Annotated in this window: 26 protein-coding genes; 22 read left to right on the plus strand and 4 right to left on the minus strand. The window is 64.7% G+C overall.

The features are described from left to right. Positions 1-4: 4 nt before the first annotated feature. The 17 genes from folP (at position 5) to dhaM (ending at position 14,458) form a co-directional block, all read left to right on the plus strand. Positions 5-910, plus strand: coding sequence for a dihydropteroate synthase (folP, locus tag GC088_RS00470; RefSeq protein WP_323959965.1), 906 nt, complete (start codon positions 5-7; stop codon positions 908-910). Positions 911-917: 7 nt separating this feature from the next. Beyond that, positions 918-1,301 carry a dihydroneopterin aldolase gene (gene folB, locus GC088_RS00475; RefSeq protein ID WP_323959966.1) on the plus strand — a complete coding sequence of 128 codons (384 nt, stop codon included), beginning with the start codon at positions 918-920 and terminating at the stop codon, positions 1,299-1,301. Beyond that, positions 1,298-1,792, plus strand: coding sequence for a 2-amino-4-hydroxy-6-hydroxymethyldihydropteridine diphosphokinase (gene folK, locus GC088_RS00480; protein ID WP_323959967.1), 495 nt, complete (start codon positions 1,298-1,300; stop codon positions 1,790-1,792). Before folB ends, folK begins: the two co-directional genes overlap by 4 nt. Positions 1,793-1,797: 5 nt before the next feature. Next, on the plus strand, positions 1,798-2,289 hold the full coding sequence (locus GC088_RS00485; protein WP_323959968.1) for a DUF3180 domain-containing protein: 492 nt from the start codon (positions 1,798-1,800) through the stop codon (positions 2,287-2,289). Further along, positions 2,282-2,794, plus strand: coding sequence for a PH domain-containing protein (locus tag GC088_RS00490; RefSeq protein ID WP_323959969.1), 513 nt, complete (start codon positions 2,282-2,284; stop codon positions 2,792-2,794). The genes GC088_RS00485 and GC088_RS00490 overlap by 8 nt, the downstream gene beginning before the upstream one ends. 23 nt (positions 2,795-2,817) lie before the next feature. Continuing rightward, positions 2,818-4,329, plus strand: coding sequence for a PH domain-containing protein (locus tag GC088_RS00495; RefSeq protein ID WP_416377548.1), 1,512 nt, complete (start codon positions 2,818-2,820; stop codon positions 4,327-4,329). After that, positions 4,319-5,245 (plus strand): Rossmann-like and DUF2520 domain-containing protein, encoded by a 927-nt coding sequence (locus tag GC088_RS00500; RefSeq protein ID WP_323959971.1) that lies wholly within the window; start codon positions 4,319-4,321, stop codon positions 5,243-5,245. Before GC088_RS00495 ends, GC088_RS00500 begins: the two co-directional genes overlap by 11 nt. Next, the gene (panC, locus tag GC088_RS00505; protein ID WP_323959972.1) at positions 5,242-6,144 is read left to right on the plus strand and encodes a pantoate--beta-alanine ligase; all 903 of its coding nucleotides are present in this window, start codon (positions 5,242-5,244) and stop codon (positions 6,142-6,144) included. Before GC088_RS00500 ends, panC begins: the two co-directional genes overlap by 4 nt. Positions 6,145-6,208: 64 nt before the next feature. Then, positions 6,209-7,663, plus strand: a complete 1,455-nt coding sequence (gene lysS / locus GC088_RS00510) for a lysine--tRNA ligase (RefSeq protein ID WP_323962122.1) — start codon at positions 6,209-6,211, stop codon at positions 7,661-7,663. Positions 7,664-7,666: 3 nt separating this feature from the next. Further along, on the plus strand, positions 7,667-7,864 hold the full coding sequence (locus GC088_RS00515; RefSeq protein WP_323959973.1) for a hypothetical protein: 198 nt from the start codon (positions 7,667-7,669) through the stop codon (positions 7,862-7,864). Between the two features lie 86 nt (positions 7,865-7,950). After that, positions 7,951-8,274: a histone-like nucleoid-structuring protein Lsr2 gene (locus GC088_RS00520; RefSeq protein WP_323959974.1), complete on the plus strand. Its 324-nt coding sequence runs from the start codon at positions 7,951-7,953 to the stop codon at positions 8,272-8,274. A gap of 113 nt (positions 8,275-8,387) precedes the next feature. After that, the gene (locus GC088_RS00525; protein WP_323959975.1) at positions 8,388-10,895 is read left to right on the plus strand and encodes an ATP-dependent Clp protease ATP-binding subunit; all 2,508 of its coding nucleotides are present in this window, start codon (positions 8,388-8,390) and stop codon (positions 10,893-10,895) included. Between the two features lie 168 nt (positions 10,896-11,063). Next, positions 11,064-11,573, plus strand: coding sequence for an amino-acid N-acetyltransferase (locus GC088_RS00530; RefSeq protein WP_323959976.1), 510 nt, complete (start codon positions 11,064-11,066; stop codon positions 11,571-11,573). Positions 11,574-11,708: 135 nt separating this feature from the next. Next, positions 11,709-11,894 (plus strand): CsbD family protein, encoded by a 186-nt coding sequence (locus GC088_RS00535; RefSeq protein ID WP_323959977.1) that lies wholly within the window; start codon positions 11,709-11,711, stop codon positions 11,892-11,894. Between the two features lie 198 nt (positions 11,895-12,092). Further along, a complete protein-coding gene (gene dhaK / locus GC088_RS00540; RefSeq protein WP_323959978.1) occupies positions 12,093-13,094 on the plus strand; it encodes a dihydroxyacetone kinase subunit DhaK in 1,002 nt (333 codons plus the stop codon). Beyond that, positions 13,095-13,733, plus strand: coding sequence for a dihydroxyacetone kinase subunit DhaL (gene dhaL, locus GC088_RS00545; RefSeq protein ID WP_323959979.1), 639 nt, complete (start codon positions 13,095-13,097; stop codon positions 13,731-13,733). Further along, the gene (dhaM, locus tag GC088_RS00550) at positions 13,730-14,458 is read left to right on the plus strand and encodes a dihydroxyacetone kinase phosphoryl donor subunit DhaM (protein ID WP_323959980.1); all 729 of its coding nucleotides are present in this window, start codon (positions 13,730-13,732) and stop codon (positions 14,456-14,458) included. The genes dhaL and dhaM overlap by 4 nt, the downstream gene beginning before the upstream one ends. Positions 14,459-14,474: 16 nt before the next feature. Here dhaM and GC088_RS00555 read toward each other — a convergent pair whose 3' ends face one another. After that, positions 14,475-15,413, minus strand: coding sequence for an iron-sulfur binding domain-containing protein (locus GC088_RS00555; RefSeq protein ID WP_323959981.1), 939 nt, complete (start codon positions 15,411-15,413; stop codon positions 14,475-14,477). 181 nt (positions 15,414-15,594) lie between these two features. Between GC088_RS00555 and GC088_RS00560 the strand changes: the two genes are divergently transcribed. After that, positions 15,595-16,191 carry a DUF4232 domain-containing protein gene (locus tag GC088_RS00560; protein WP_323959982.1) on the plus strand — a complete coding sequence of 199 codons (597 nt, stop codon included), beginning with the start codon at positions 15,595-15,597 and terminating at the stop codon, positions 16,189-16,191. A 32-nt stretch (positions 16,192-16,223) separates the two neighbouring features. Here GC088_RS00560 and disA read toward each other — a convergent pair whose 3' ends face one another. From disA to GC088_RS00575, 3 genes are all read right to left on the minus strand, one after another. After that, a complete protein-coding gene (disA, locus tag GC088_RS00565; protein WP_323959983.1) occupies positions 16,224-17,300 on the minus strand; it encodes a DNA integrity scanning diadenylate cyclase DisA in 1,077 nt (358 codons plus the stop codon). A 132-nt stretch (positions 17,301-17,432) separates the two neighbouring features. Next, positions 17,433-18,809, minus strand: a complete 1,377-nt coding sequence (gene radA, locus GC088_RS00570; RefSeq protein WP_323959984.1) for a DNA repair protein RadA — start codon at positions 18,807-18,809, stop codon at positions 17,433-17,435. A 57-nt stretch (positions 18,810-18,866) separates the two neighbouring features. Next, positions 18,867-19,994, minus strand: coding sequence for an FUSC family protein (locus GC088_RS00575; RefSeq protein WP_323959985.1), 1,128 nt, complete (start codon positions 19,992-19,994; stop codon positions 18,867-18,869). A 294-nt stretch (positions 19,995-20,288) separates the two neighbouring features. Between GC088_RS00575 and pstS the strand changes: the two genes are divergently transcribed. The 4 genes from pstS (at position 20,289) to pstB (ending at position 24,406) form a co-directional block, all read left to right on the plus strand. Further along, a complete protein-coding gene (gene pstS / locus GC088_RS00580) occupies positions 20,289-21,404 on the plus strand; it encodes a phosphate ABC transporter substrate-binding protein PstS (RefSeq protein ID WP_323959986.1) in 1,116 nt (371 codons plus the stop codon). Positions 21,405-21,562: 158 nt separating this feature from the next. Continuing rightward, a complete protein-coding gene (pstC, locus tag GC088_RS00585; protein ID WP_323959987.1) occupies positions 21,563-22,495 on the plus strand; it encodes a phosphate ABC transporter permease subunit PstC in 933 nt (310 codons plus the stop codon). Beyond that, positions 22,495-23,598 carry a phosphate ABC transporter permease PstA gene (gene pstA / locus GC088_RS00590; protein ID WP_323959988.1) on the plus strand — a complete coding sequence of 368 codons (1,104 nt, stop codon included), beginning with the start codon at positions 22,495-22,497 and terminating at the stop codon, positions 23,596-23,598. The genes pstC and pstA overlap by 1 nt, the downstream gene beginning before the upstream one ends. Before the next feature lie 28 nt (positions 23,599-23,626). Continuing rightward, on the plus strand, positions 23,627-24,406 hold the full coding sequence (pstB, locus tag GC088_RS00595; protein WP_323959989.1) for a phosphate ABC transporter ATP-binding protein PstB: 780 nt from the start codon (positions 23,627-23,629) through the stop codon (positions 24,404-24,406). Positions 24,407-24,410 lie beyond the last annotated feature (4 nt).

Genomic DNA, 24,410 nt, shown 5'->3' on the forward strand with positions numbered 1-24,410 from the left:
GTTAATGGATTCACTAGCGGCAGCTCCAGGAACCGGTCCGGCAACCTCACCCATTCCCGTCCTGCGCCCGGCCCGTGCGCGGAAGTCCTTCGCGGACCTGCCCAAGAACCGCACGCTGGTGATGGGCATCCTGAACGTCACGCCGGACTCGTTCAGCGACGGCGGCAGGTTCGCCACAGCTGATGACGCCATCGCTGAAGGCCTCCGCATGCACTATGCCGGGGCCGACATAATCGACGTGGGCGGCGAGTCCACCCGTCCGCACGCGGATGTGATCTCCGAGGAGGAGGAACAGCGGCGCATCCTGCCCGTTGTTGAGGGCCTGGTCAAAGCCGGGGCGCTGGTGAGCGTTGACACGATGCACGCCACCACCGCGGCGAAGGCTATAGAGGCCGGGGCGGCGATCATCAATGATGTTTCCGGGCTGGATTTCGACCCTGCCATGCCGGACCTCGTTGCCCAGCACAAAGTCCACTACATCCTCATGCATCAGCGCGGCAATCCGCAGACCATGGACTCGCTGGCTGAGTATGGCGACGTGGTGGAGGAAGTCCTCGCTGAACTCACCGGTGTCCGGGACAAGTTCCTTGCCTCCGGTGTAGCCCCCGAGCAGATCATCATCGACCCCGGGATCGGTTTCGCCAAGAAGGAAGAGCACAACTGGGAGCTTCTTCGGTCACTTGGGCGCTTCGCGGACCTGGGACACCGGGTGCTCGTCGGCGCCTCCCGCAAGAGGTTCCTCGGAACCCTTTTGACCACTGCGGGTAAGGCTGCGCCGCCGCAGGAGCGTGCCGATGCAAGCCTCGCGGTATCCACCCTTGCCGCAGCCCACGGCGCGTGGTGCGTCCGCGTGCACGACGTCGGCCCCAACCTGGACGCGGTCAAGGTTGCCGCTGCGTGGGCCGGGTAGCGGCCCGATGACCAACAGTCTCACTCCGCCGCGTGACAGGATCTCGCTGAGCGGGATAACCGCCGTCGGGCATCACGGTGTCTTTGAGCACGAGCGAAGGGACGGCCAGCCTTTCGTGGTGGATGTGGTGCTTCACCTCGACCTGCGGCCGGCCGGCACCACCGATGACCTCACCCGGACCGCAGACTACGGAGAGCTCGCCGAGCAGGTACGGGACCTCATTGCCGGGGAGCCGCTGAGCCTCATCGAAGCGCTGGCTGAACGCATCGCCGGCCAGGTGCTCTCCGCTTTCCCGGTGGACGCTGTTGAGGTAACCGTGCACAAACCGCAGGCACCTATTGAAGTTCCCTTCGGCGACGTCGCCGTCTCGATCTTCCGGGAACGTGCGTGACCGGCACCGTGCGCTGCATCCTCGCCCTTGGCAGCAACCTGGGCGAAAGCCGCGACACGCTGTCCCTCGCGGTCGCTGACCTCGTTAACTCCCCCCGGGTGCGCCTGCGGGGAATCTCGCCCATCGCCCGCACCAAGCCCGTCGGCGGCCCGGAACAACCCGACTACCTGAACATGGTCATTGAGATCGAGACGGACCTCGGCCCGTACGAGTTGCTTGAGCACTGCCAGGCGGTCGAGAACAAGCATCAGCGGGTGCGCACCGTCCGGTGGGGACCGCGGACCCTCGACGTGGACATCATCACCTACGGGGACCTGGTTTCCGATGACGAGAAGCTCACGCTCCCGCATCCACGAGCGGCCGAGCGCGCCTTCGTACTCCAGCCCTGGGCCTGGATGGATGCATCCGCAACGCTCTCTGGCCGGCCGGTGGTGGAATTGGCCGCAGAGGCAGAGGACCTGTCCGGGCTCGCACCGTTCGAGGGGGTCTAGCGCCCGTGGGTTCAATCAGGCTCGGCTGGCTGGCCCTGATCGCTGTACTTTTTGGTGCGGCGGGCTGGCTGCTGAATTGGTGGGCCACCCGCAACGGCTACCCGACGCCGTCGCTCCCGCTCAGTTCACTGCTCACCATGGCGGTGGTCATCGCCGTCACGCTCGTCTTCGGGCTGCGGGTGCGACGCTGGCGGTCCGAAAAGCGCACGAAGGCGCTGGACCCGATTCTTGCGGCGCGCACAGTTGTACTCGCTCAAGCCACCGCCTATGCAGGCGCGCTGACCACCGGTTGGCATGTCGGCATCCTCGCCGACCAGCTCACCCTCGTCGGTGTGCGCAGCAATCTGGGGCCGGTCTGGGGATCCCTGGCCCTGATCGTGGGTGGCATAGTCATGGTTGTGACGGGACTGATCGTGGAAAGCTTCTGCAAGCTGCCGCCGGATGACGACGCCGGAGCGGGCCAGTCCCGTGAAAGCGGTGAGGGTGAGTATGCGTAGGGAACCGATCGACCCCGTGGGAATCGAATGGACCCGCGTCTCGCCGAAGTACCTGAAAGTCCGGCTGGCCGGATGGGCGATCGGGAGCCTGGTCTTCCTGATCGTATCCTCGGTCCCGCTCGTCCTGCTGCTGACGGGTGTGCTGCCGCGGTTTCCGGTCGTGCTCGCCTGGCTGCTGCCCGCCGTCGTCGTCCTGTTTGCGGGGTGGCGGGGCATACTGCTTCCGCGGCAGGTGCGTTCGATCGGTTATGCGGAACGCAATGAGGACCTGCTGATCCGGCGGGGGATCTTCTTCCAGCGCACCATGGTGGTTCCCTACGGGCGGATGCAGTATGTCGACGTGGCAGTGGGGCCGATCGAGCGTGCCCTCGGTCTGTGCACACTGAAGCTGCACACTGCGTCGCCGGGCACCAACGCTGAAATCCCCGGGCTTCCCTCCAGTGAGGGAGCACGCCTGCGTGAGCAGCTCTCGGCCCGCGGTGAGGCGAAGCTGGCCGGACTGTGAGCGGTACCGAACCCGATCCGGCAATGCTGTCCGGATCTGCGGACGAGTGGAAACGTGTCCACATCATCTCGCCCCTGGTACGCGGCTGGATCGCGTTGCTGGCGGTCATTTTTTTCGGCGGCCGGGACTGGTTCGAGAGCTTCCTGATCGGCGGTGGCGAACGGTTCCGGGAAGGGCCGGTAGGCAACCTGCCGCTGGCGATCGCGATAGTGGTCGGGGTCGTGGTGGTAGTAGCCGGGGTCTTCTTCCTGTCCTGGTGGTTCACCCGCTTCCAGGTGACGGAGGAGCACGTACGCGTCAATTCCGGCGTCCTCTTCCGGCAGCACAGGCAGGCGCGCCTCGACCGGGTCCAGGCAATCGACGTGGTGCAGCCGTTCCTGGCGCGGGTCTTCGGTCTCGCCGAGCTGAAGTTCGACGTCGCCGACGCCGGCGAATCAGCCGTGCGCCTCGCTTTCCTCAAGCTTGACGACGCGCAAAAGCTGCGCGCGACCATCCTCGCCCGGGCCGCCGGCGTATCCCTGGGTCCCGGTCGGGAGCAGGAGATACCCGAAGCCCCCGAGCGGGAGGTCCTTGCCCTCACGCCGGCACGGGTGATCGGAGCCGCCGTTCTGTCAGGCAACTCAATCGGCGCGGTCCTGGCCCTCATCGGCATTGGCGTGTTCGCCGTCGTGCTGGAAACCGGCGCCCTGTTCGCCGCGTTTGTCCCCATTCTCATCGCTGTGGCCGGCGGGTACTGGAGCACGTTGAGCACGGGCTTCAACTTCCGGGCGGCGATTTCGCCGGACGGGATCCGGATCCGGTACGGCCTCCTCGACACCCGCACACAGACGGTGCCTCCCGGCCGTGTACAGGCGGTGGGCGTGATCCAGAGCCCCCTGTGGCGGTTGAAGGGCTGGTACAAGGTGACGGTCAATGTTGCCGGGTACGGCGCCTCTCCCAGCGGCGAAGCGCAGGCGCGCGCAACCCTCCTTCCAGTGGGAACGCTGGAGGAGGTACTCCAGGTCATTGCGCTTGTACTGCCCGATCCGGGGACGGACCGGCCGGTGGAGGTGTTCACGGCCGGCCTGGCAGGACGGGATTCCGACGCCGGCTTCATCACCACGCCCCGAAGGGCGCGGATAATCGCCCCTTTCGCATGGCGGCGGAATGGATTCGCCGTGACGCGAACGGCGCTGCTGGCCCGGACCGGCGCCTGGTGGCGCGAACTCTCGGTTGTTCCGCATGAGCGCACCCAGTCCCTGGCGCTGCATCAGGGCCCCCTCGCCCGAAGGTTCCGCGTGGCCGACCTCATTCTCCACACCACCCCGGGGCCTGTCTCTCCCCGGGTGCACCAGATAGCGGAGGACGAGGCATGGCGGCTCTTCGATGAGCAGTCCATACGGGCGGCTGAAGCCCGGCGGCGGAGCGGTCCGGAGCAGTGGATGCGACCGGTGCCCGCCGATGATCGTGACGAACAGACGGGCGGTCCGCTAGATACGGCCGTCATGCCGGACCCGCCCTCCTACACGGAAGGACAGGCACGCCATGAGCTTTGAACAGGCGCCCCGCCCCGGCGGCACCCGCCGCAAGCCCGGAAGGCTCGGGGTAGGCGTAATCGGCGCCGGCAGGGTGGGGGCAGTCCTTGGTGCAGCCCTGCGCGCGGCTGAACACGCCGTCGTCGGCGTTTCCGCTGTTTCCGAAGCCAGCCGCGAGCGTGCCGAGAACCTGCTGCCGGGTGTGCCGGTGCTGGAGATCCCACAGATCGTCGAGCGCTCGGAGCTGGTGCTGATTGCCGTGCCCGACGACGCCCTGCCGGACCTGGTCGCCGGACTCGCCGCCGTCGGCGCGTGGCAGCCGGGGCAACTGGTGGCTCACACCTCCGGTCGGTTCGGTACCGCGGTACTCGACCCTGCCCGGAAGCAGGGTGCGATTCCGTTGGCATTGCATCCGGCCATGACCTTCACCGGACTGAGCCTGGACCTCACCCGACTGCCCGACTGCACATTTGGAGTGACGGCGCCGGCGGCCGTGCTGCCCGTTGCCCAGGCACTGGTCGTCGAGATGGGCGCCGAACCCGTGGTCATCGACGAGCAGGACCGCGTGATTTATCACGCGGCGCTGGCTCACGCCTCGAATCATCTGGTTACCCTCGCTGCCCAGTCCACGCAGTTGCTCTCGGGGATCGGCGTCGAGCGTCCCGACCGGCTGCTCGGACCGCTGATGCGGGCTTCGCTTGAAAATGCCCTCGCCGGTGGCGAGGGAGCACTGACCGGCCCGGTAGCGCGCGGGGACGCCGGAACGGTGGCTTCGCACTCCGTTGCGCTCTCGTCGGCGCCGGAAGACGTCCGTGAGGCTTACATCCGGCTCGCGGCGGTCACCGCCCGGCGCGCCGTTCAGCGTGGCCTGCTAAGCCCGTCGCAGGGCCAGGCCATCATTGAGGCACTTGCCGTGCCCGGGGAGGAGAACGAGTGAGTCCGCGCGTCGTCACAACCGCCACGGAGCTTCGTGCTGCGATCGTCAATCTGCTGGCAGCAGCCGGTCCGGGGGAAACAAGCCTTGGGCTGGTTCCCACAATGGGTGCGCTCCATGCCGGCCACGCAGCGTTGGCCCGCACTGCCCGGGAAGAGAACGACGTCGTCGTTGCCACAATTTTTGTGAACCCGCTGCAGTTCGGCGACCCAAGCGATCTTGATCGTTACCCGCGGACGCTGGATGACGACGTCGAACTGTTGGGCCGACACGGCGTCGACCTGGTCTTCGCGCCCTCGCGGGAGGAGATTTACCCCGCCGGTGACCCGCTGGTACGGCTTTCGGCAGGACGGCTCGGCGAGAAATACGAGGGTGAGTTCCGGCCCGGCCATTTCGACGGGATGCTTACCGTCGTAGCGAAACTCCTGCACCTTGGCTGGCCGGCGGCCGACGCGCGCTACCGGGCGTACTTCGGCCAGAAGGACGCACAGCAGCTCGCCCTGATCCGCAGGATGGTCCAAGACCTCAACTTCGCGGTCGACATACGTGCGGTGCCCACGGTGCGCTCGGCTGAGGGACTCGCGCTCTCCAGCCGGAACCGTTTCCTCAGCCCTGAAGAGGCCGAGGCGGCACTCGTCCTGTCCCGCTCCCTGCGGCTTCTTCAGGAGCGGGCGGAACGGCGTGAGCCGCTCGACGTTGACTCCGCCGTCGCGCTTGTCCGGAGCCAGCCGCTGGTGAACCTTGAGTACTTCGAGGTGGTCGATCCCGCCACGCTTGAGCCGCTCGCGTTCAATTGCCGTGAGACTCCCTTCACGGGCGAGGCGCTGGCTCTCGTCGCGGCGAGGGTGGGAAGCGTGCGGCTGATCGATAACCAGCCGCTCGAGGCCGGCCTGCATAACTGAGCCGGTAACCTTAGATACCGTGACCACGGAACAAAGCCTCACCACCGAAGAATTCAATGAGCAGATGCGCATCCGCATGGACAAGCGGGCGCGTTTGATCGAACGCGGGGATGAGCCCTACCCGGTCAAGCCGGAACGGACGGCGTCCCTCGGCGAGATCCGTACACGGTTCGCCGATCTCGAAGCAGGCGAGTCCACCGGGGAAAACGTGAGCGTGGTTGGCCGCGTGGTCTTCCTGCGGAACACCGGCAAGCTCTGCTTCGCCACTCTCCAGGAGGGCGACGGCACCCGGCTTCAGGCGATGCTCAGCCTTGCAGCGGTCGGTGAGGAGTCGCTGGCTGACTGGAAGGCGACTGTGGATCTCGGGGACCACGTGCAGGTGGCCGGAGAAGTCATCAGTTCCCGCCGGGGCGAGCTCTCAGTGATGGCAAGCGGCTGGAAGATGGCCTCCAAGGCGCTGCGGCCCCTGCCGACGCTGCACGCAGGCGTCAACGAGGAGACCCGGGTGCGTCAGCGCTACGTGGACCTTCTTGTCCGCGATGAAGCACGGGAGATGGTGCGGAAGCGTGCTGCGATCACGCGCAGCATCCGCGAAACGCTTCACTCGCACGAGTACATCGAAGTGGAGACGCCGATCCTGCAGTTAGTGCACGGTGGGGCAGCCGCGCGCCCGTTCGAAACGCACGTCAACGCTTTCGACCAGAAAATGACCCTTCGCATCGCCCTTGAGTTGTACCTGAAGCGGGCAGTTGTGGGCGGAATCGATCGCGTTTATGAAATCGGCCGAATTTTCCGGAATGAGGGCGTGGATTCCACCCACAGCCCGGAATTCACCATGCTGGAGTGCTACGAGGCATATGCGGACCAGTTTGTGATGGCTGACCGCATGAAGGAAATCATTCTCAATTGCGCCGATCTGCTTGGATCGCGCCAGATTGAAACCGCTGCCGGCACTATCGATCTGGACGGTGAATGGCGGTGGCTCGGTGTTTATCCGGGCCTGTCCGAAGCTGTCGGCAGGGAAATCACCCCTGAAACGGACAGGGAAACGCTGCTGGAGATCGCCGATGAGCGGCAGATCTCCGTAGACAGGTCGTGGAGCGAGGAAAAGCTCGTTCTGGAACTGTTCAGCGAAATAGTCGAGCCGACACTTCTGCAGCCGACCTTCGTTTATGATTACCCGCCCTCGGCGCAACCCCTGGCGCGGCCGCACCGTGAGAATCCGCGGCTGATCGAAGCCTGGGACCTGATCATCGGCGGCATGGAGCGTGGCACCGCGTTCTCCGAACTGATTGACCCGGTCATCCAGCGTGAGCGGCTGACGGAGCAGTCACGCAGGGCTGCAGCGGGGGACGAGGAGGCGATGCAGCTGGACGAGGACTTCCTGCGCGCCCTCGAATACGGCGCCCCTCCCATGGGAGGAATCGGTTTGGGCATCGACCGCCTCGTCATGCTGTTCACCGCAGCCGGAATCCGGGAAACCATCCTTTTCCCGCTCCTGAAGCCGGAATTGGGTTAGTCCGTGGAGTATTTGGCCGTCCTTCTGCCGTCGGTCGCCGTCGGTTTGATCTTTTACTTCGTGATGAAGGCTATCTTCAACGCGGACCGGGCGGAGCGTGAAGCAGAATCTCGGGAGCGGAGCACCCGGGAGAATGTCGGCGAGAATCCTTCCCAGCCACCACGGAACGTGAACGGGGACGAACAGCAAGCCGCGGATTAGCCACGCATTGCCCTTTTGACCCGTAGCTTTTCCAGGGACGATAATTGTCGTGGAAATAGTGGAGACGGGGGATTGAGGAGATTATTGTGGCGCAAAAAGTCAAAATCATTTTGATTGACGATCTCGACAACGGCGAAGCTGATGAGACCGTGAAGTTCGGCCTCGACGGAACCCAGTACGAAATCGATCTTTCCTCCGCCCACGCCCAGGATTTGCGTGATGCGCTGGCGCCTTACGTTTCCGCCGGCCGGCGGGAGAACCAGCCCAAGCCCGGCAGGCAGGCCGCTCCGCCCCGGAACCAGGAGGCCGCCCAAATCCGTGAGTGGGCCAAAGCCAACGGTTACAACGTATCCTCGCGGGGCCGAGTGAACTCGGAAGTCATCGAGGCGTACCGCGCCGCCCAGCGCTGACCGCCAAGCCGCAGGCGGGTGGACTCCGGTCTATCTCGCCTGTGGCGAACACGCTCCACAAGCCATCGGCAGGCACGTAGCATCGAATTACGCGTTAGCTAGGAGTGTGTCTCATGTTTGAGAGATTTACGGATCGTGCCCGTCGAGTTGTAGTGCTGGCCCAGGAAGAGGCCCGCATGCTCAACCACAATTACATCGGCACCGAGCACATTCTGCTTGGGCTTATCCACGAGGGCGAGGGTGTCGCCGCAAAGGCGCTTGAATCTCTCAGCATTTCGCTCGGTGCCGTGCGTGAGCAGGTGCAGGAGATCATCGGACAGGGGCAGCAGGCTCCATCCGGTCACATTCCCTTCACGCCGCGCGCCAAGAAGGTACTTGAGCTGTCGTTGCGCGAGGCGCTGCAGCTCGGCCACAACTACATCGGCACCGAGCACATCCTCCTCGGCCTCATCCGGGAGGGTGAGGGCGTAGCTGCTCAGGTGCTCGTCAAGCTGGGAGCGGACCTCAACCGCGTCCGACAGCAGGTCATCCAGCTCCTGTCCGGCTACCAGGGCAAGGAACCCGTAGCGTCCGGAGGGCAGCAGCAGGAAGGCACCCCGGCCGGTTCCGTGGTGCTTGACCAGTTCGGCCGGAACCTTACCCAGGCTGCGCGCGAAGGAAAGCTCGACCCCGTCATCGGGCGCGAGCTTGAGATGGAGCGCGTCATGCAGGTGCTGTCGCGCCGCACCAAGAACAATCCTGTCCTGATCGGTGAACCGGGCGTCGGCAAGACGGCCGTCGTCGAGGGCCTCGCCCAGGCAATCGTTCGCGGTGATGTCCCCGAGACCATCCGTGACAAGCAGCTTTACACTCTGGACCTTGGATCGCTTGTTGCAGGATCCCGGTACCGCGGCGACTTCGAGGAACGGCTCAAGAAGGTCCTCAAGGAGATCCGCACGCGCGGCGACATCATCCTGTTCATCGACGAGATCCACACCCTGGTCGGTGCCGGTGCTGCCGAAGGTGCCATCGATGCGGCTTCCATCCTGAAGCCCATGCTTGCCCGCGGCGAACTCCAGACCATCGGTGCAACCACGCTGGATGAATACCGCAAGCACATTGAGAAGGACGCTGCGCTCGAGCGCCGTTTCCAGCCCATCCAGGTGCAGGAGCCGTCGGTCGCTCATGCCATTGAAATCCTGAAGGGTCTGCGCGACCGCTACGAAGCACACCACCGGGTGTCCATCACGGACGCGGCCCTCGCATCGGCTGCCAACCTGGCCGAGCGGTACATCTCAGACCGCTTCCTGCCTGACAAGGCGATCGACCTCATCGACGAAGCCGGTGCCCGGTTGCGCATCCGCCGCATGACCGCGCCGCCGGAGCTCAAGGAGATCGACGAGCGCATTGCAGCAGTCAAGCGGGAGAAGGAATCCGCTATCGACGCCCAGGACTTCGAGGGTGCTGCCCGCCTTCGCGATCGCGAGCAGAAGCTGCATGATGAGCGCCTGGACAAGGAGCGCCGCTGGAAGTCCGGTGGCCTTGACGACATCGCCGAGGTGGATGAGGAACTCATCGCCGAGGTTCTGGCCAACTCCACCGGTATCCCGGTCTTCAAGCTGACCGAGGAAGAGTCTTCCAGGCTGCTCAAGATGGAAGAGGAACTCCACAAGCGGGTCATCGGCCAGGACGACGCGATCAAGGCAATCTCGCAGGCGATCCGCCGCACCCGTGCAGGCCTGAAGGATCCCAAGCGCCCCGGTGGTTCGTTCATCTTCGCCGGCCCCACCGGTGTCGGAAAGACCGAGCTGGCCAAGGCACTGGCGGAGTTCCTGTTCGGTGACGAGGACTCGCTGATTACGCTCGACATGTCTGAGTACTCGGAGAAGCACACGGTGTCACGCCTGTTCGGTGCACCTCCCGGATACGTGGGATACGAGGAAGGCGGCCAGCTGACCGAGAAGGTCCGCCGTCGTCCGTTCTCGGTGGTGCTGTTCGACGAGGTGGAGAAGGCACACGCTGACCTCTTCAACTCCCTCCTGCAGATCCTGGAAGACGGTCGCCTGACCGACAGCCAGGGCCGCGTGGTGGACTTCAAGAACACCGTGATCATCATGACCACCAACCTCGGTACCCGGGATATCTCGAAGGGCGTCATGACCGGCTTCCAGTCGGGCACCGACACCACCACCAGCTACACCAGGATCAAGGCAAAGGTCACCGAAGAGCTCAAGCAGCACTTCCGTCCTGAATTCCTCAACCGTGTTGATGACACCGTGGTGTTCCCGCAGCTCACGCAGGACGAGATCGTGCAGATCGTGGATCTGTTCCTCGACCGGCTCAGCAAGCGCATGGCCGACAAGGGGATGAGCATCGAGCTCACCCCCGCCGCCAAGGTGCTTCTGGCAACTCGGGGCTACGATCCCGCAATGGGTGCTCGCCCGCTCCGCCGGACCATCCAGCGTGAGATCGAGGACCAGCTGTCCGAGAAGATCCTGTTCGGCGACCTCAAGGCCGGGGAGACCGTCTCGGTGGACGTCGAGGGCGAGGGCGACGACGCTCGCTTCACCTTCGTGGGACACGGAGCGCCCAAGGCTATCGAGGACGCCGCGGCCGCTATCGAGGCAACGGTTCCCGAATAACCTGACTTCGGTAGGTGGCATAGGCCTGGAACATCCCGTACGGATCAGTCCGTGCGGGATGTTCCGTTTAATGCCTGACCTGGTACCTGATCCGGGGATCGCTCGGCGCCGTGGTGCAAGGCGTCCGGCCCAAATTCCGTCGGGCTCCGAATTCCCTAGACTGAACCGATGACGCAATCGTTTCGGATCCGCCGGGCCACCACGGCGGATGTTCCCCTCATCAAGCAGCTCGTGGCTCCCCTTGCGGAGCAGCGCATCCTTATCGCGAAGGAAACCGTCGCCTACTACGAGGGCCTGCAGGAATTCAAGATCGCAGAGGGCGACGACGGCGCCATGCTGGGTTGCGGGGCGCTGCACGTCATGTGGGAGGACTTGGCTGAAATCCGCACGCTAGCAACGGCCGAGGAGGCCAGGGGCAGGGGAGTGGGCAGCGCGCTCGTGGAGGCGCTTTTGGAGGAAGCCCTCCTGCTCGGAGTTGGGCGGGTGTTCTGCCTCACCTTCGAGGAAGCATTCTTCCGGCGTCACGGGTTCCGGGTGATGGAGGACCAGTCGGCCGTGGACCCGGTGGTGTATTCGGAACTGCTCCGCTCCCACGACGAGGGCGTTGCTGAATTTCTGGACCTCGCCCGGGTAAAGCCGAACACCCTGGGCAACACCAGGATGATCCGGGACCTGTGAGCAGCAGTCACAGGTGCCGGCTGGAGCTTCTAGCCAGGCGGGGCGCACATCGATAAACTAAGCGTGCTTGGTATTGGTATACCGGGTGAGTCCCTCCGATCCGGGGGACGGAACGTCGACGAAAGGCGGAACGCCATGGGTGCAGACGAGAAGGCAGAGAACAAGGCTGACAAGTTCGGCGGCAAGATCAAGGAAGGTCTTGGCAAGGTAACCGGCAACGAGCGCATGGAATCAGAGGGCCAGAAGGACCAGGCCAAGGCCAACCTGAAGGACGCCGGTGAGAACGTGAAGGACATCTTCAAGGGCGACGACCGCCGTTAGTCGAGATTTGCGGGCAGGCTGCCCGCCCTGTACGTGGGAAGGATGCCGGACGGCGTCCTTCCCACGTTTGTCTCTGGGCAACGGTTGCGGCCAGCTAGTACTGTTCAGATAGCCTTGCGGCCCGCCGTCGTGTTTGCTTCAGCTGGTCGTAACAATGCAGAACCGGTTTCATCCGTCGATCACCGTCAGGAGCATCGCATGAAGAAGCTAATCAACGATCCGCAGTCTGTAGTGTCCGAATCCGTTGAGGGGTTTGGGGCGGCTCATGCAGACCTCGTCGAAGTTCATTCCGACCCGCTGTTCATCACGCGCAAAGACGCGCCGGTCCAGGGCAAGGTTGGCCTGGTCTCAGGGGGTGGGAGCGGGCATGAGCCACTTCATGCCGGCTTCGTCGGTAGGGGAATGCTCGACGCCGCGGTTCCCGGAGCTGTCTTCACATCTCCCACGCCGGACCAGATCATTCCTGCCACCCTGGCGGTCGACGGTGGAGCAGGGGTGCTCCATATCGTCAAGAACTACACCGGCGACGTTCTGAACTTCGAGACGGCTGCAGAAATGGCACAGGCGGAGGGCATCGACGTCCGGTCGGTCATCGTCAACGATGACGTCGCGGTGGAGGACTCCCTGTACACTGCGGGACGCCGTGGAGTGGGCGGGACGGTGCTGGTGGAACGGATCGCCGGCGCAGCCGCTGAACGCGGTGATTCCCTCGACGCGGTGGCCGAGATCGCCCAGCGGGTCAATGACAACGTGCGTTCCATGGGGGTGGCGCTGTCCGCATGCACCGTACCCCATGCCGGCGTACCCAGCTTCGAGTTGACCGAGGAAGAAATTGAGATCGGAATCGGAATCCACGGCGAACCGGGTCGCCACCGGATTGCCATGGAGAACGCCGACGGCATCACCGACCGCCTTCTCGAGCCGATCCTCGCCGATCTGTCTGCCAGCGACGGCGACCGGGTGCTCCTCTTCGTGAATGGCATGGGTGGCACCCCCGCAAGCGAGCTGTACATCGTCTATCGCCGGGCACGCCAAGTGCTTGCCGAGCGGGGTATCGCCGTTGAACGATCCCTGGTGGGCAACTACATCACCGCGCTGGAGATGGAAGGTGCGTCAATTTCGGTACTGCGGCTCGATGATGACATGGTTGGCCTATGGGACTCGCCGGTATGGACGCCGGCCCTTCGGTGGGGAGTGTAGATGGCCTTGACTGTGCAGTGGGTTCAGGCGTGGCTCCGCGAATGCTCGCTTGTCCTCACCGAACACCGATCGGCCTTGATCGAGCTCGACCGCGCGATCGGGGACGCTGACCACGGCGAAAATATGCACCGCGGTTTCACGGCGGTGGTTTCAAAGCTCGACGGCGGCACCCAGGAGAACCCTGCTGCCGCCCTCAAGCTGACGGCCATGACCCTGATGTCCACAGTGGGCGGCGCTGCCGGCCCGCTGTACGGAACTGCCTTCCTTCGTGCCGCCACGGCGCTGGGCGACGCTGCCGAGGTTGATCCCGCCGCCGTCGTCGAACTGCTCCGTGCTGCGCGGGATGGGGTGGTGGCACGGGGCAAAGCCGAACAGGGAGACAAGACCATGATCGACGCCTGGACTCCGGCGGTGGAGGCTGCCGAAACAGCACAGGCTGCCGGGGCATCCGCCCGTGAGGTGCTTGAGGCCGCGGCCAACGCTGCGCAGGCCGGTGCGGCGGCTACGGAACCGCTCGTGGCGCGCAAGGGCAGGGCAAGCTACCTCGGAGAGCGCAGCGTCGGACACCGGGATCCGGGAGCCGAATCCACAGCCCTCATCCTGCGGGCGGCAGCAACGACGGCGGGACGAGAGCAGTGACAGTAGGGCTCGTCATCGTCTCGCATAGCAGCAAGATCGCCGAGGGAGTGGTGGAGCTGGCGGAGCAGATGGCGCCGGACATCCGCATCGTCCCTGCCGGGGGAACCACCGACTCCCCGCCGAGGATTGGCACCAGCCTTGAGAAGGTGCAGGCCGGCCTTGAGGAAGCAGACCAGGGCGACGGCGTCGTGGTTCTGACCGATCTCGGCTCGGCCGTGATGACGGCAGAGATGACCCTCGAGTTCCTCGCCCCCGAATTGCGCTCCCGGATCAGGCTGCCGCGGGCCGCCCTGGTGGAGGGCGCGGTCGCTGCCGCGGTGCAGGCGGCCGGCGGCGGCACGGTCGACGACGTGGCCTCCGCCGCGGAGAGCGCCGTCGTCTCCATCGACCCGGAAGCCCTCGAGCCTTTCGTGTCCCATGGGGCGGCAGTGCCCGGCGCAGTGCACACACCGGTCGAGGAGGATCTGCCGCCGGTGACAGGTTCCTGGAAGCTCCCGAACAAGATGGGTCTGCACGCCCGTCCGGCCGCCGTCATCGCCCGCGCGCTCGCGGACCTCGACGCCGAAGTCAGTGTCAACGGCGTCGACGGAAAGTCGGTGATGCTCCTGATGAGCCTCGCGCTCGGCCAGGGTGCTGAACTACGCGCAGAAGCCACCGGGCCGCAGGCGCAGGAGGCCATCGAATACATCGGCCGGGAGGTTGGTGCAGGCTTCGGCGAACTCTAGCAGGCGTTAGATTCACTCAGACCGGCAGGCGTATTCCATGCGCTGTCTCTTCGGCGAGCCCGTCGGTGAGGAGTCCGTTGAGGGCGCGCTCGAGTTGCTCGGGCGGGGCATTCAACGCATGCAGTTTTTCGAATCCGACGGAGGCGCCGTGTGCTGGGCCGCCCAGGTGCAGGTCGACCGGGCGATGGTGGATGAGCTGCCGCGGTACCGGATGCTCAGTGTGCCGCAGGATATGCATGATCGCACCTCGCACCTGCCGGTCAGTACCGGCCCACGCCTGGCCCTTCGGTACGTAGGTGGGCGCCGGCTTCCCGGCCGCCACCCATGCGCATCGGTCGAGGACCGGACAGCGCTCGCAGTCCGGTGTGCGAGCGGTGCAGACGAGGGCACCGAGTTCCATAACCGACACGTTCCAGCGCACGGAATCAGCATCGTCATCGGGCAGCAGCGCGGCAGCGCGCCTGGTCTCTGCCGCCGTCAGCGTGGGAGCAGGCAGAGCCGCACCGCCCACCAGCCGCGCATGCACCCGGCGGATGTTGGTGTCCACCACCGTCTCGCGCCTCCCGAAAGCGAAGGCCGCCACGGCGGCTGCTGTGTACGTACCGACACCCGGAAGGGCGAGAAGTTCGTCGTAGGAGGAAGGGACAACACCGCCATGCTCGACGACGACGGCGGTTGCCGCCGCATGCAGCCGCAGCGCGCGACGAGGGTAGCCGAGGCGCCCCCAGTACCGGAGTGCGTCTCCTGAAGGCGCTGCCGCCAGGTCGGCGGGCGACGGCCAGCGCTCCATCCACTCCGTCCAGACCGGCAGAACACGGGACACCGGAGTCTGCTGAAGCATAAACTCGCTCACCAGGACGCCCCAGGGCGTCCGGGACGGACGCCGCCAGGGCAGGTCGCGCGCGGCGTCGTCGAACCAATCACTGAGTCGGCTGTGCAGCACAGCTGCGTCCACGCAGATCTCCTGGTTGTCACGGAAATGGGCAGGAACCAGACTACCCAAGCATCGTCATATGGCCGCGCTCCGGCGTGGTGTACGGGGGACCGGGCAGCCGCTCCGTAGCCTTTAACGCATGAGCTCGGCAGGGACAGGAAGCAGTCGCGTGGTCAGGTCCCAAAGGAAACCGAGCCCCCGGGTGTACCGGCGACGCCGGCAGGTTGCCGCGGTTCTCCTGCTGCTGGTGCTGGGCGGCCTGATCTGGGCAGGCATTGCGGTCGCCGGGCTCTTCCGCGCTGATCCCGCACCCGCTGCCGCCGAAGCCACCACAGCCGCACCGGAGGCAAGCGGGGCAGCTTCAGAGGCGTCACCGTCGGCATCGCCCACACCAACGCCCAGTCCCACGGAACCGGTCTGCAACCCGGCGGATATCAAGGTCTCGGGTTCCACGGACGCCGAATCCTACGCACCGGAAGCAACACCCGTCCTGATCCTCACCGTGACCAACACCGGAGACATCCCCTGCCCGGTGAACGTGGGCACCTCCGAGATGGACTTCCTCGTGACCAGCGGCGAGGACCGGGTCTTCTCATCCCGGGACTGCCAGAAGGACGCGGAGGACCTGGAGGTCACCATCAAGCCCGGGGAATCGGAGGATGCGCGCTTCAGCTGGGGACGGGTCCGCAGCGCACCGGGATGCACCGCAGTCGAGGGCGTTCCCGGGCCGGGTCAGTATGTCTTCCAGACCAGGCTCGGCGAGCGCATCAGCGATGAGGTTCCGTTCACCCTCGAGTGAGGACGCTACTAGCGGTTCAGACGGCCGAACGCTTACATGAAGCGGTCGAGGAGGCTGGTCTCCGCAATCCTTGAAAGCCCTTCCCGGACGGTGCGCGCACGCTGCTCACCAATGCCGTCCACTGCCATGAGGTCATCGATGTTGGCGGCCATCAGGTTCTGCAGGCCGTCGAAGTGTTCAACCAGCCGGTTGGCCACGGTGGGCGGTACGGCCTTGATCCCGGACAGCAGGCGGTAGCCCTTCGGCTGGACCACGGCGTCCAGCGAGTCGGTGGAGGGATTGAAGCCGAGCACGCTGGCAATGGTTCCAAGGTCAATGAGGTCGGTGGAGCTGAAGCCTTGCAGCCGGGCAAGCTGCTCGTCGGCGGGAGGTACGCTTCCGTTCAGGCCGGAGTAGTCACGGAGGACCATCTCGCTACCGGGTCCAAGCCCGGTGGTGAGCTCCTCCACCTGGAGGGAGAGCAACCGGCCGTCGATACCGAGTTCAAGAACGTACTGGGAGATCTCCTCCGAGATCCGACGCACCATCTCCTGCCGCTGCAGGGTTACGGCGACGTCGCGCACGGTCACCATCGCTTCGATCTCCAGCGCGGAAAGCGACCCCGTTACCTGATCGAGCCTTGCCCGGTACCGCTCAAGGGTGGCCAGCGCCTGGTTGGCGCGGGCGAGTACGGGTTCGGAGCCCTCCAGCACATGGCGTAGTCCATCGACATACAGCGCGATGATCTGCATGGACTGGCTGACCGAGATGACCGGAAAGCCCGTCTGGATCGCTACACGCTCTGCCGTCCGGTGCCTGGTGCCCGATTCCTGGGTTTCGATGCGGTGGTCCGGTACCAGCTGCACACCTGCCCGCAGGATGTTGCTGGCGTCCCGGTCGCAGACTATAGCCCCATCCATCTTGGCAAGCTCGCGCAGGCGGGTGGGCGAGAAATCGATGCCGATATCGAAACCGCCTGAGCAGATCGAATCCACCGTGCGGTCAAATCCGAGGACGATCAGGGCGCCGGTCCGTCCGCGCAGGATCCGTTCAAGGCCGTCGCGCAATTGGGTACCCGGCGCTACACGCGCAAGGGTTGCCTTCAGCGCGTCCTCCGGACTGCGTACCATCTCACTCCCTCTTCCCGCCGGGCAGGCGAATGCACAGCCCAGCAGTACCTAATCCTAGAGGAGCAGGTATTGGGCAGAGTCCGACTTTCTGCTCAAATCGGTAACTTTCCGGGCCCGGATGCGGGTTTGCGGTCAGAAAAGCAGCTGTAGTGCTTCGGTGAGCGTGCTCACCTGCTTGACAGTGAACCCCGGTGGAACCCGCCCGGGCCCGTTGGGGGATTCAGGCACGACGGCGTGTGTGAATCCCAGGCGTTCCGCCTCCTGGATCCGGCGCGAAATCCCCGGAACCGGCCTTACCTCGCCTGCGAGACCCACTTCCCCGAATGCGATCATCCGCGGAGGAAGGGCCTGATTGGTCTTGGCCGACGCTATGGCGAGGGCTACGGACAGGTCAGTTGCAGGCTCACTCAACTTCACCCCTCCAACCGTGGCCACGTAGCTGTCGTCCTTGTGCAACTGCAGGGACGCACGGCGCTGTAGGACAGCCAGAAGCATGGACACCCGGGGACCGTCCAGGCCGCTTGTTGCCCGCCGAGGCTGTGCATTCGCTGATTCCGCAAGCAGGGCCTGCACCTCCGCCAGCAGGGGACGGCGGCCCTCAAGTGTGACCGTGATGCAGGTCCCCGCAACCGGCTCCTTGGTCCGCGAAACAAACAGTCCGCTGGGGTCGGCCAGCCCTTCGATTCCCGTGTCCGTCAGGTCGAAGCAACCAACCTCATCAGTGGGCCCGTACCGGTTCTTCACCGCGCGCATGAGACGCAGGCGGGAGTGGCGCTCACCCTCGAACTGGCAGACCACGTCCACCAGATGCTCCAGAAGGCGAGGGCCGGCGATTGAGCCGTCCTTGGTCACGTGGCCCACCAGCAGCGTGGTCATTCCGCGGGTCTTCGCCGCATTGATCAAGGATGCCGCAACCTCACGGACCTGCGTGACTCCGCCTGCGCTGCCGTCCACAGCCGGGCTGCTGAGCGTCTGGACCGAGTCGACGATGAGGAGCGCAGGGTCCACCTTCTCCACCTGCCCGAGGGCCTGGCTGAGGTCCGACTCAGCCGTGAGGTACAGAGCGTCGGCCAGCGCGCCGATGCGCTCCGCCCTCAGCTTTACCTGGGCGGAGGACTCCTCACCCGTGACGTACAGGACGGCGCGGCCATTCCTGGCCACCCTGGCGGCGACGTCCAGCAACAGGGTGGACTTGCCGACGCCGGGTTCACCTGCCACCAGGATGACTGCGCCCGGCACCAGCCCGCCGCCCAGCACCCGGTCCAGTTCACCTACCCCGGTGGGTTGGTATGACGCAGTTGTAGCGTCCACCTCGGCGATGCGCAGGGCCGGGCGGGCAACCGTGGCAGCCGCTGTGGTGCGGGCGACGCCGGCGGCAGCTGTCTCCTCAACCGTGCCCCACGCCTGGCACTCGCCGCAGCGTCCGACCCATTTTGCCGTGGTCCAGCCGCACTCACCGCAACGGTAGGCAGGTGTCTGGGCGCGTGCGCGGGAGGTCTTGGTAGGCATGGAACAAAGGTACCGGCCGCCTCTGACAGAAGTAGCCGCCGTCGTCGGTGTTGGGGCTCAGAGCTTTGGGAGGTAACCCGCCGCTTCCTCGTGGGAGAGTCCAGTGGCTTCGAGGAGGTCCACAACCAGGGGTCGATACAGGATCACGAGGCTTTCACCCTCGAGCCGGGTCACATTGAGGCCTGCCGGGTGCAGCACCGTAGCGACCGCGGCAAGGTCTTCGCGGGCCCGGCGCAGGTACTGGTCGCGCTCCGACGTTGTGGGAGCTGACAGGGCCAGGGCCAGGACATCCACGGCATCTGCGGTGTCTTCGAGGACGTGCGCGAGCGACTCGACGGCCTCGTCGGTGAGGGCTGCATGGTTGATTACCGAGGTCAGTCGGCGGGAGAACACCCGGCCGTTTCGGATCGCCAGGTCGACATACTGGGCGGCGCCGCGCAACTCACCCAGTTCACTGCGGTGCCGCCGGTAGGCCGGTGAAAGCCTGGCAACTTCAGCTGCCGCCCGCATGGAGTTGTTGAGGCTGTCCATGAGCGGCTGGCAGTTGCGCGCGCGAATAAGGGCGTGCCAGGCCTGGGTCGAGTCGCTTGCGGTCAGCGCAAGAGCATTCTCCCGCAGGACCCCGGACAACTCACCCAGCAGCTTCCGGACATCGCCCTTGGGCTCCCGCCGCGGATCGCGCGGCATTGCCATCGTCACCAGGAGCGCGAACGCACCGCCGACGACGGCGTCCACGCTTCGGGTGAACGGTCCTCCTTCGGGAGCGGGCAGCAGGACCACAAGGAGGGATTGCAGGGCGAATTGAGTGGTAAAGATGTTGCCGCTGTCCAGGAAGCGGGCCAACATCACCGATACGAACAGCACCACCGTGGCTTGCCACAGCCCGGTTCCGAGCAGTGCCAGCAGGAGGTCCCCGACGGCGATGCCCAGCGTGCATCCGATGCCCACCTCGAGTACTCGGCGCAGTCTCGGATCACGGGAGAAGCCCAGGGCGATGAGGGAAGAGGTTGCCGCGAAGAGCGGTCCCTCGTGGCCCAGCACCTGTTCGGCGAAGGCATAGGCCCCCACCGCGCCGACGGTGATCTGGACGGAGGGCAACAAGGAGGTCCGGCTGCGCCGGAAGCCCACCCGGGATCGGTTGCGCAGGAAAGTGCGCGCGCGGTCGAGTCGCGGACGCCGGTTCATACGCCTGACCCTACCGCCGCCAAGTCCCTGCAAACCGCGCATGCTCTCGAGGAGAGCGAACAAACCGTCATCCGCGGAAAGGGGAGTGACCTAAATAACTGATTCCGGAGAAAGTACAAGTGCTTACTATCGAAAAGACCCAAAATTCCTCCTTTCGTTCATCTTCCGTTCATTTTGCCCGGTCAGTCTCGTTACCTGCGGTGCCTACGGTGAGTCGCGTACCCAATCTCGTACATATAACGCGGGTGCCCTCTGAGCACCGACCGTTCAAACCCTGGAAGGGGCAATATCCAAGTGAAGGCTCTTCGCTTCGGCCGCGCAGCGGCAGTAATCTCGGTGGCCGCTCTGGCCCTCACGGCGTGTGGTTCGGACAACGCCGTCAACTCGGGCTCCGAGGGCGGCTCCAGCTCCGCTCCCGAGAGCACCGTCTCCGGTACCCTGACCGGCGCCGGCGCTTCGTCGCAGCAGGCTGCGATGACCGCCTGGAAGGCCGGCTTCGAAGAGGCCAACCCTGACGCCACCATCCAGTACTCCCCGGACGGATCCGGAGCGGGCCGCGAAGCCTTCCTGGCGCAGGGTGTCCAGTTCGCAGGTTCCGACGCCTACCTGGACGAGGAAGAATACGCTGCGGCCATGGAGGTGTGCGGACCTGAGGGTGCCATCAACATCCCCGGCTACGTTTCCCCGATCGCTGTTGCCTTCAACATCCCGGGTGTAGATACGCTCAACCTGGATGCTCCCACCATCGCCGCAATCTTCAAGGGCGACATCACCAACTGGAACGACGAGGCAATCGTCTCGCAGAACGACGGCGCCGAGCTGCCCGACCTGCCCATCACCGTTGTGCACCGTGCTGACGAGTCCGGTACCACCGAGAACTTTGTTGAGTACCTGGCTGCTGCAGCACCCGATGAGTGGACCTACGAAGTTTCCGGTGACTGGCCGGCAGACATCGTTGCCGAGAACGCTCAGGGCACCAACGGCGTTGTCTCCACCACCTCCTCCACCGAAGGCGCCATCACCTACGCGGACGCCTCCGCCGTCGGCGACCTGGGCCAGGTCAGCGTGAAGGTCGGCGAAGAGTACGTAGCACTCAGCTCCGAGGCAGCTGCCAAGGCTGTTGAGGTTGCAACTCCGGTTGAGGGCCGCGGCGAGCTGGATATGTCCCTGGACCTCGAGCGCGACACCACCGAGTCGGGCGCATACCCGATCGTCCTGGTTTCCTACCACCTGTACTGCACCGAGTACGACGACCAGGAGACTGTTGACCTGGTCAAGGCATTCGGTTCCTACGTCATCAGCGAGGAAGGCCAGCAGGCCGCCGCTGACTCCGCGGGCAACGCCCTGCTGTCCGAGACCCTGCGTGAGCAGGCTCAGGAAGCCATTGATTCGATCAAGGTTGCTTCCTAACCAATCAAACATGCCCCGCCAGACCCGATTCGGGTGTGGCGGGGCTGTTGGCTGTCTGCGCACCGTAGGTTGCAGGTAGCTTGTACTAGCGGGACATTGCCTCATCACTGCGTCAGCACTGTCCCGGATGATCCCACGCAGCGCCGAAAGGTCCCCACGTGTCTACGAACGCACTCAAACGAACAGGTGGTGCAGGTCAATCCGGAGACAGAATATTCTCCGGAGCCAGCCTGTTGGCCGGATGCCTGATCCTGGCAGCGCTTTTCAGCGTCGCCGTCTTCCTGATTGTTGAGGCTTCACCGGTCTTCCGTGCCGACTCGGCCGATATCACCGGCGGCGAAGGCTTCTTCTCCTACATCCTGCCGATCGTGATCGGTACGGTGATAGCGGCCGCTATCGCGCTGCTCATCGCAACGCCATTAGGCATCGGCGTCGCCCTGTTCATCTCCCACTACGCTCCGCGGCGCTTTGCGCAGGGCCTGGGCTACCTGATCGATCTGCTCGCGGCGATTCCGTCCGTCGTGTACGGCGCATGGGGCTATGCCGTTCTTGCCCCGCAGCTTGCCATCGCCTACGACTGGCTGGCCACGAACGCGGGCTGGATTCCCATCTTCCAGGGACCAGCCAGCCAGACCGGGCGCACCATGCTCACCGCCGGCATAGTCCTTTCTGTCATGGTTCTTCCCATCATCACCTCGCTCAGCCGAGAGATCTTCCTTCAAACGCCGAAGCTGCATGAGGAAGCAGCACTGGCAATGGGAGCCACCCGCTGGGAAATGATCACGATGGCAGTGCTGCCCTTCGCCCGCCCCGGCATCATCAGCGCCGCGATGCTCGGTCTGGGACGCGCGCTCGGTGAGACCATGGCAGTAGCACTCGTGCTCTCCGGTGGCGGCCTGACCGCCAGCCTCATCACTTCCGGCAACCAGACGATTGCGGCCGAGATCGCCTTGAACTTCCCTGAAGCCTTCGGGCTGAGGCTCGGTGAGCTCATCGCCGCCGGCCTGGTCCTGTTCCTCATCACGCTCGCCGTCAACATCGTCGCCCGGTGGATCATCGCCCGGCACAAAGAATTCTCAGGGGCTAACTAATGGCCAACGCAACATTGACTCCGCGTCGTTCTCAGCTGACCAGGGGCATGATGCCCTCCTACACCCTTTGGTTGGTGCTGGCGGGTTCCATCGTGTTGGGTGCGGCCCTGGCCGCACTCGTTGGCTTCAGCCTCGTGCCTTGGACAATCTTCAGCGCGATCATCTTCGTCATCGCGGGCACGGCGGTCACCGCAGCGATCGAGGGAGGACGCAAGGCGCGCAACCGGCTTGCCCTGTTCCTTGTGTATGGCTCGTTCATCATCGCGCTACTTCCGCTGCTCTCGGTCATCTGGACGGTGCTTGAGCGCGGCGTGCCCGGCCTCACCTACAACTTCCTGTTCACTTCGATGAACGGCGTAACCGGTGCGATTGACAACCAGACTGTAGAGGAGGGTTCTCCTGTCCTCGGCGGTGCCTACCACGCAGTGATCGGCACCCTGCAGATCACCCTCTGGGCAACGCTGATCTCCGTACCCGTGGGACTCCTCGCGGCCATTTACCTGGTGGAATACTCCACCGGCGGACGGCTTGCCCGCGCCATCACCTTCTTCGTGGACGTGATGACCGGTATCCCGTCAATCGTTGCCGGGCTCTTTGCTGCAGCACTGTTCGGGCAGCTGTTCGGGCCGGGAACCCGTACCGGTTTCGTCGCGGCAGTTGCGCTCTCCGTGCTCATGATTCCCGTTGTGGTTCGATCCACCGAAGAAATGCTCAAGATCGTGCCCAACGAGTTGCGTGAGGCGTCCTACGCGCTGGGTGTGCGCAAGTGGCGCACAATCACCAAGGTGGTCATTCCCACGGCCATCTCCGGTATCGCGTCCGGTGTCACGCTGGCAATCGCCCGCGTAATCGGCGAGACGGCTCCGATCCTCGTGACCGCCGGCTTCGCCAGTTCCATCAACTGGAGCGTGTTCGGTGACTGGATGAGCACTCTTCCAACATTCATCTACTACCAGATCCTGACGCCCACATCGCCCACGGCCACCGATCCCAGCACGCAGCGCGCCTGGGCCGCTGCGCTGTTGCTGATCATCATGGTCATGCTCCTTAACCTCGTGGCGCGTCTGATCGCACGCCTCTTCGCTCCCAAGACCAGCCGCTGACCCGCCGGCACAACCAGAAGGATCACCATTGTCCAAGCGAATCGACGTCAAGGACCTCAATGTCTACTACAGCAAGTTCCTTGCTGTAGAGGACGTCAACATCAATATTGAGGCACGTTCCGTTACGGCGTTCATCGGGCCGTCCGGCTGCGGCAAGTCCACGTTCCTGCGCACCCTCAACCGTATGCACGAGGTTATCCCCGGAGCACGCGTTGAAGGTGAAGTGCTGCTCGACGGCGACAACCTGTATGACACGGCCGTTGACCCCGTAACCGTCCGCAGCCAGGTGGGTATGGTCTTCCAGCGGCCCAACCCGTTTCCCACCATGTCCATCCGCGACAACGTCCTCGCCGGAGTGAAGCTCAACAACAAGCGGATCTCCAAGGGGGACGCGGACGACCTGGTCGAGAAGTCCCTGCGCGGCGCCAACCTGTGGAACGAAGTCAAGGACCGCCTTGGGCGTCCCGGTTCCGGCCTCTCGGGCGGCCAGCAGCAGCGTCTCTGCATCGCCCGCGCGATTGCGGTCTCGCCCGAGGTTATCCTCATGGACGAGCCCTGCTCCGCGCTTGACCCGATCTCCACGCTCGCAATCGAGGACCTCATCAATGAACTCAAGAGCGAGTACACCGTGGTGATCGTTACGCATAACATGCAGCAGGCGGCTCGTGTGTCCGACAAGACGGCGTTCTTCAACATCGCCGGGACAGGCAAGCCGGGCAAGTTGATCGAGTACGGCGAAACCGCGCACATCTTCAGCACGCCCTCGCAGAAGGCCACCGAGGATTACGTTTCGGGCCGCTTCGGATAAACCC

The organism is Arthrobacter sp. JZ12, from assembly GCF_035189165.1.
GTDB lineage: Bacteria > Actinomycetota > Actinomycetes > Actinomycetales > Micrococcaceae > Arthrobacter_D.

Excerpts from the sequence above, each read along its gene's own strand:
- lysS (WP_323962122.1), top strand. The coding sequence starts at position 6,209 with ATGCGCATCCGCATGGACAAGCGGGCGCGTTTGATCGAACGCGGGGAT.
- GC088_RS00535 (WP_323959977.1), top strand. The coding sequence starts at position 11,709 with ATGGGTGCAGACGAGAAGGCAGAGAACAAGGCTGACAAGTTCGGCGGC.
- radA (WP_323959984.1), bottom strand. The coding sequence starts at position 18,809 with ATGCCTACCAAGACCTCCCGCGCACGCGCCCAGACACCTGCCTACCGT.
- GC088_RS00525 (WP_323959975.1), top strand. The coding sequence starts at position 8,388 with ATGTTTGAGAGATTTACGGATCGTGCCCGTCGAGTTGTAGTGCTGGCC.
- GC088_RS00495 (WP_416377548.1), top strand. The coding sequence starts at position 2,818 with ATGCTGTCCGGATCTGCGGACGAGTGGAAACGTGTCCACATCATCTCG.
- GC088_RS00530 (WP_323959976.1), top strand. The coding sequence starts at position 11,064 with ATGACGCAATCGTTTCGGATCCGCCGGGCCACCACGGCGGATGTTCCC.
- folB (WP_323959966.1), top strand. The coding sequence starts at position 918 with ATGACCAACAGTCTCACTCCGCCGCGTGACAGGATCTCGCTGAGCGGG.
- dhaK (WP_323959978.1), top strand. The coding sequence starts at position 12,093 with ATGAAGAAGCTAATCAACGATCCGCAGTCTGTAGTGTCCGAATCCGTT.
- GC088_RS00500 (WP_323959971.1), top strand. The coding sequence starts at position 4,319 with ATGAGCTTTGAACAGGCGCCCCGCCCCGGCGGCACCCGCCGCAAGCCC.
- GC088_RS00490 (WP_323959969.1), top strand. The coding sequence starts at position 2,282 with ATGCGTAGGGAACCGATCGACCCCGTGGGAATCGAATGGACCCGCGTC.
- pstA (WP_323959988.1), top strand. The coding sequence starts at position 22,495 with ATGGCCAACGCAACATTGACTCCGCGTCGTTCTCAGCTGACCAGGGGC.
- folP (WP_323959965.1), top strand. The coding sequence starts at position 5 with ATGGATTCACTAGCGGCAGCTCCAGGAACCGGTCCGGCAACCTCACCC.
- disA (WP_323959983.1), bottom strand. The coding sequence starts at position 17,300 with ATGGTACGCAGTCCGGAGGACGCGCTGAAGGCAACCCTTGCGCGTGTA.
- GC088_RS00575 (WP_323959985.1), bottom strand. The coding sequence starts at position 19,994 with ATGAACCGGCGTCCGCGACTCGACCGCGCGCGCACTTTCCTGCGCAAC.
- dhaL (WP_323959979.1), top strand. The coding sequence starts at position 13,095 with ATGGCCTTGACTGTGCAGTGGGTTCAGGCGTGGCTCCGCGAATGCTCG.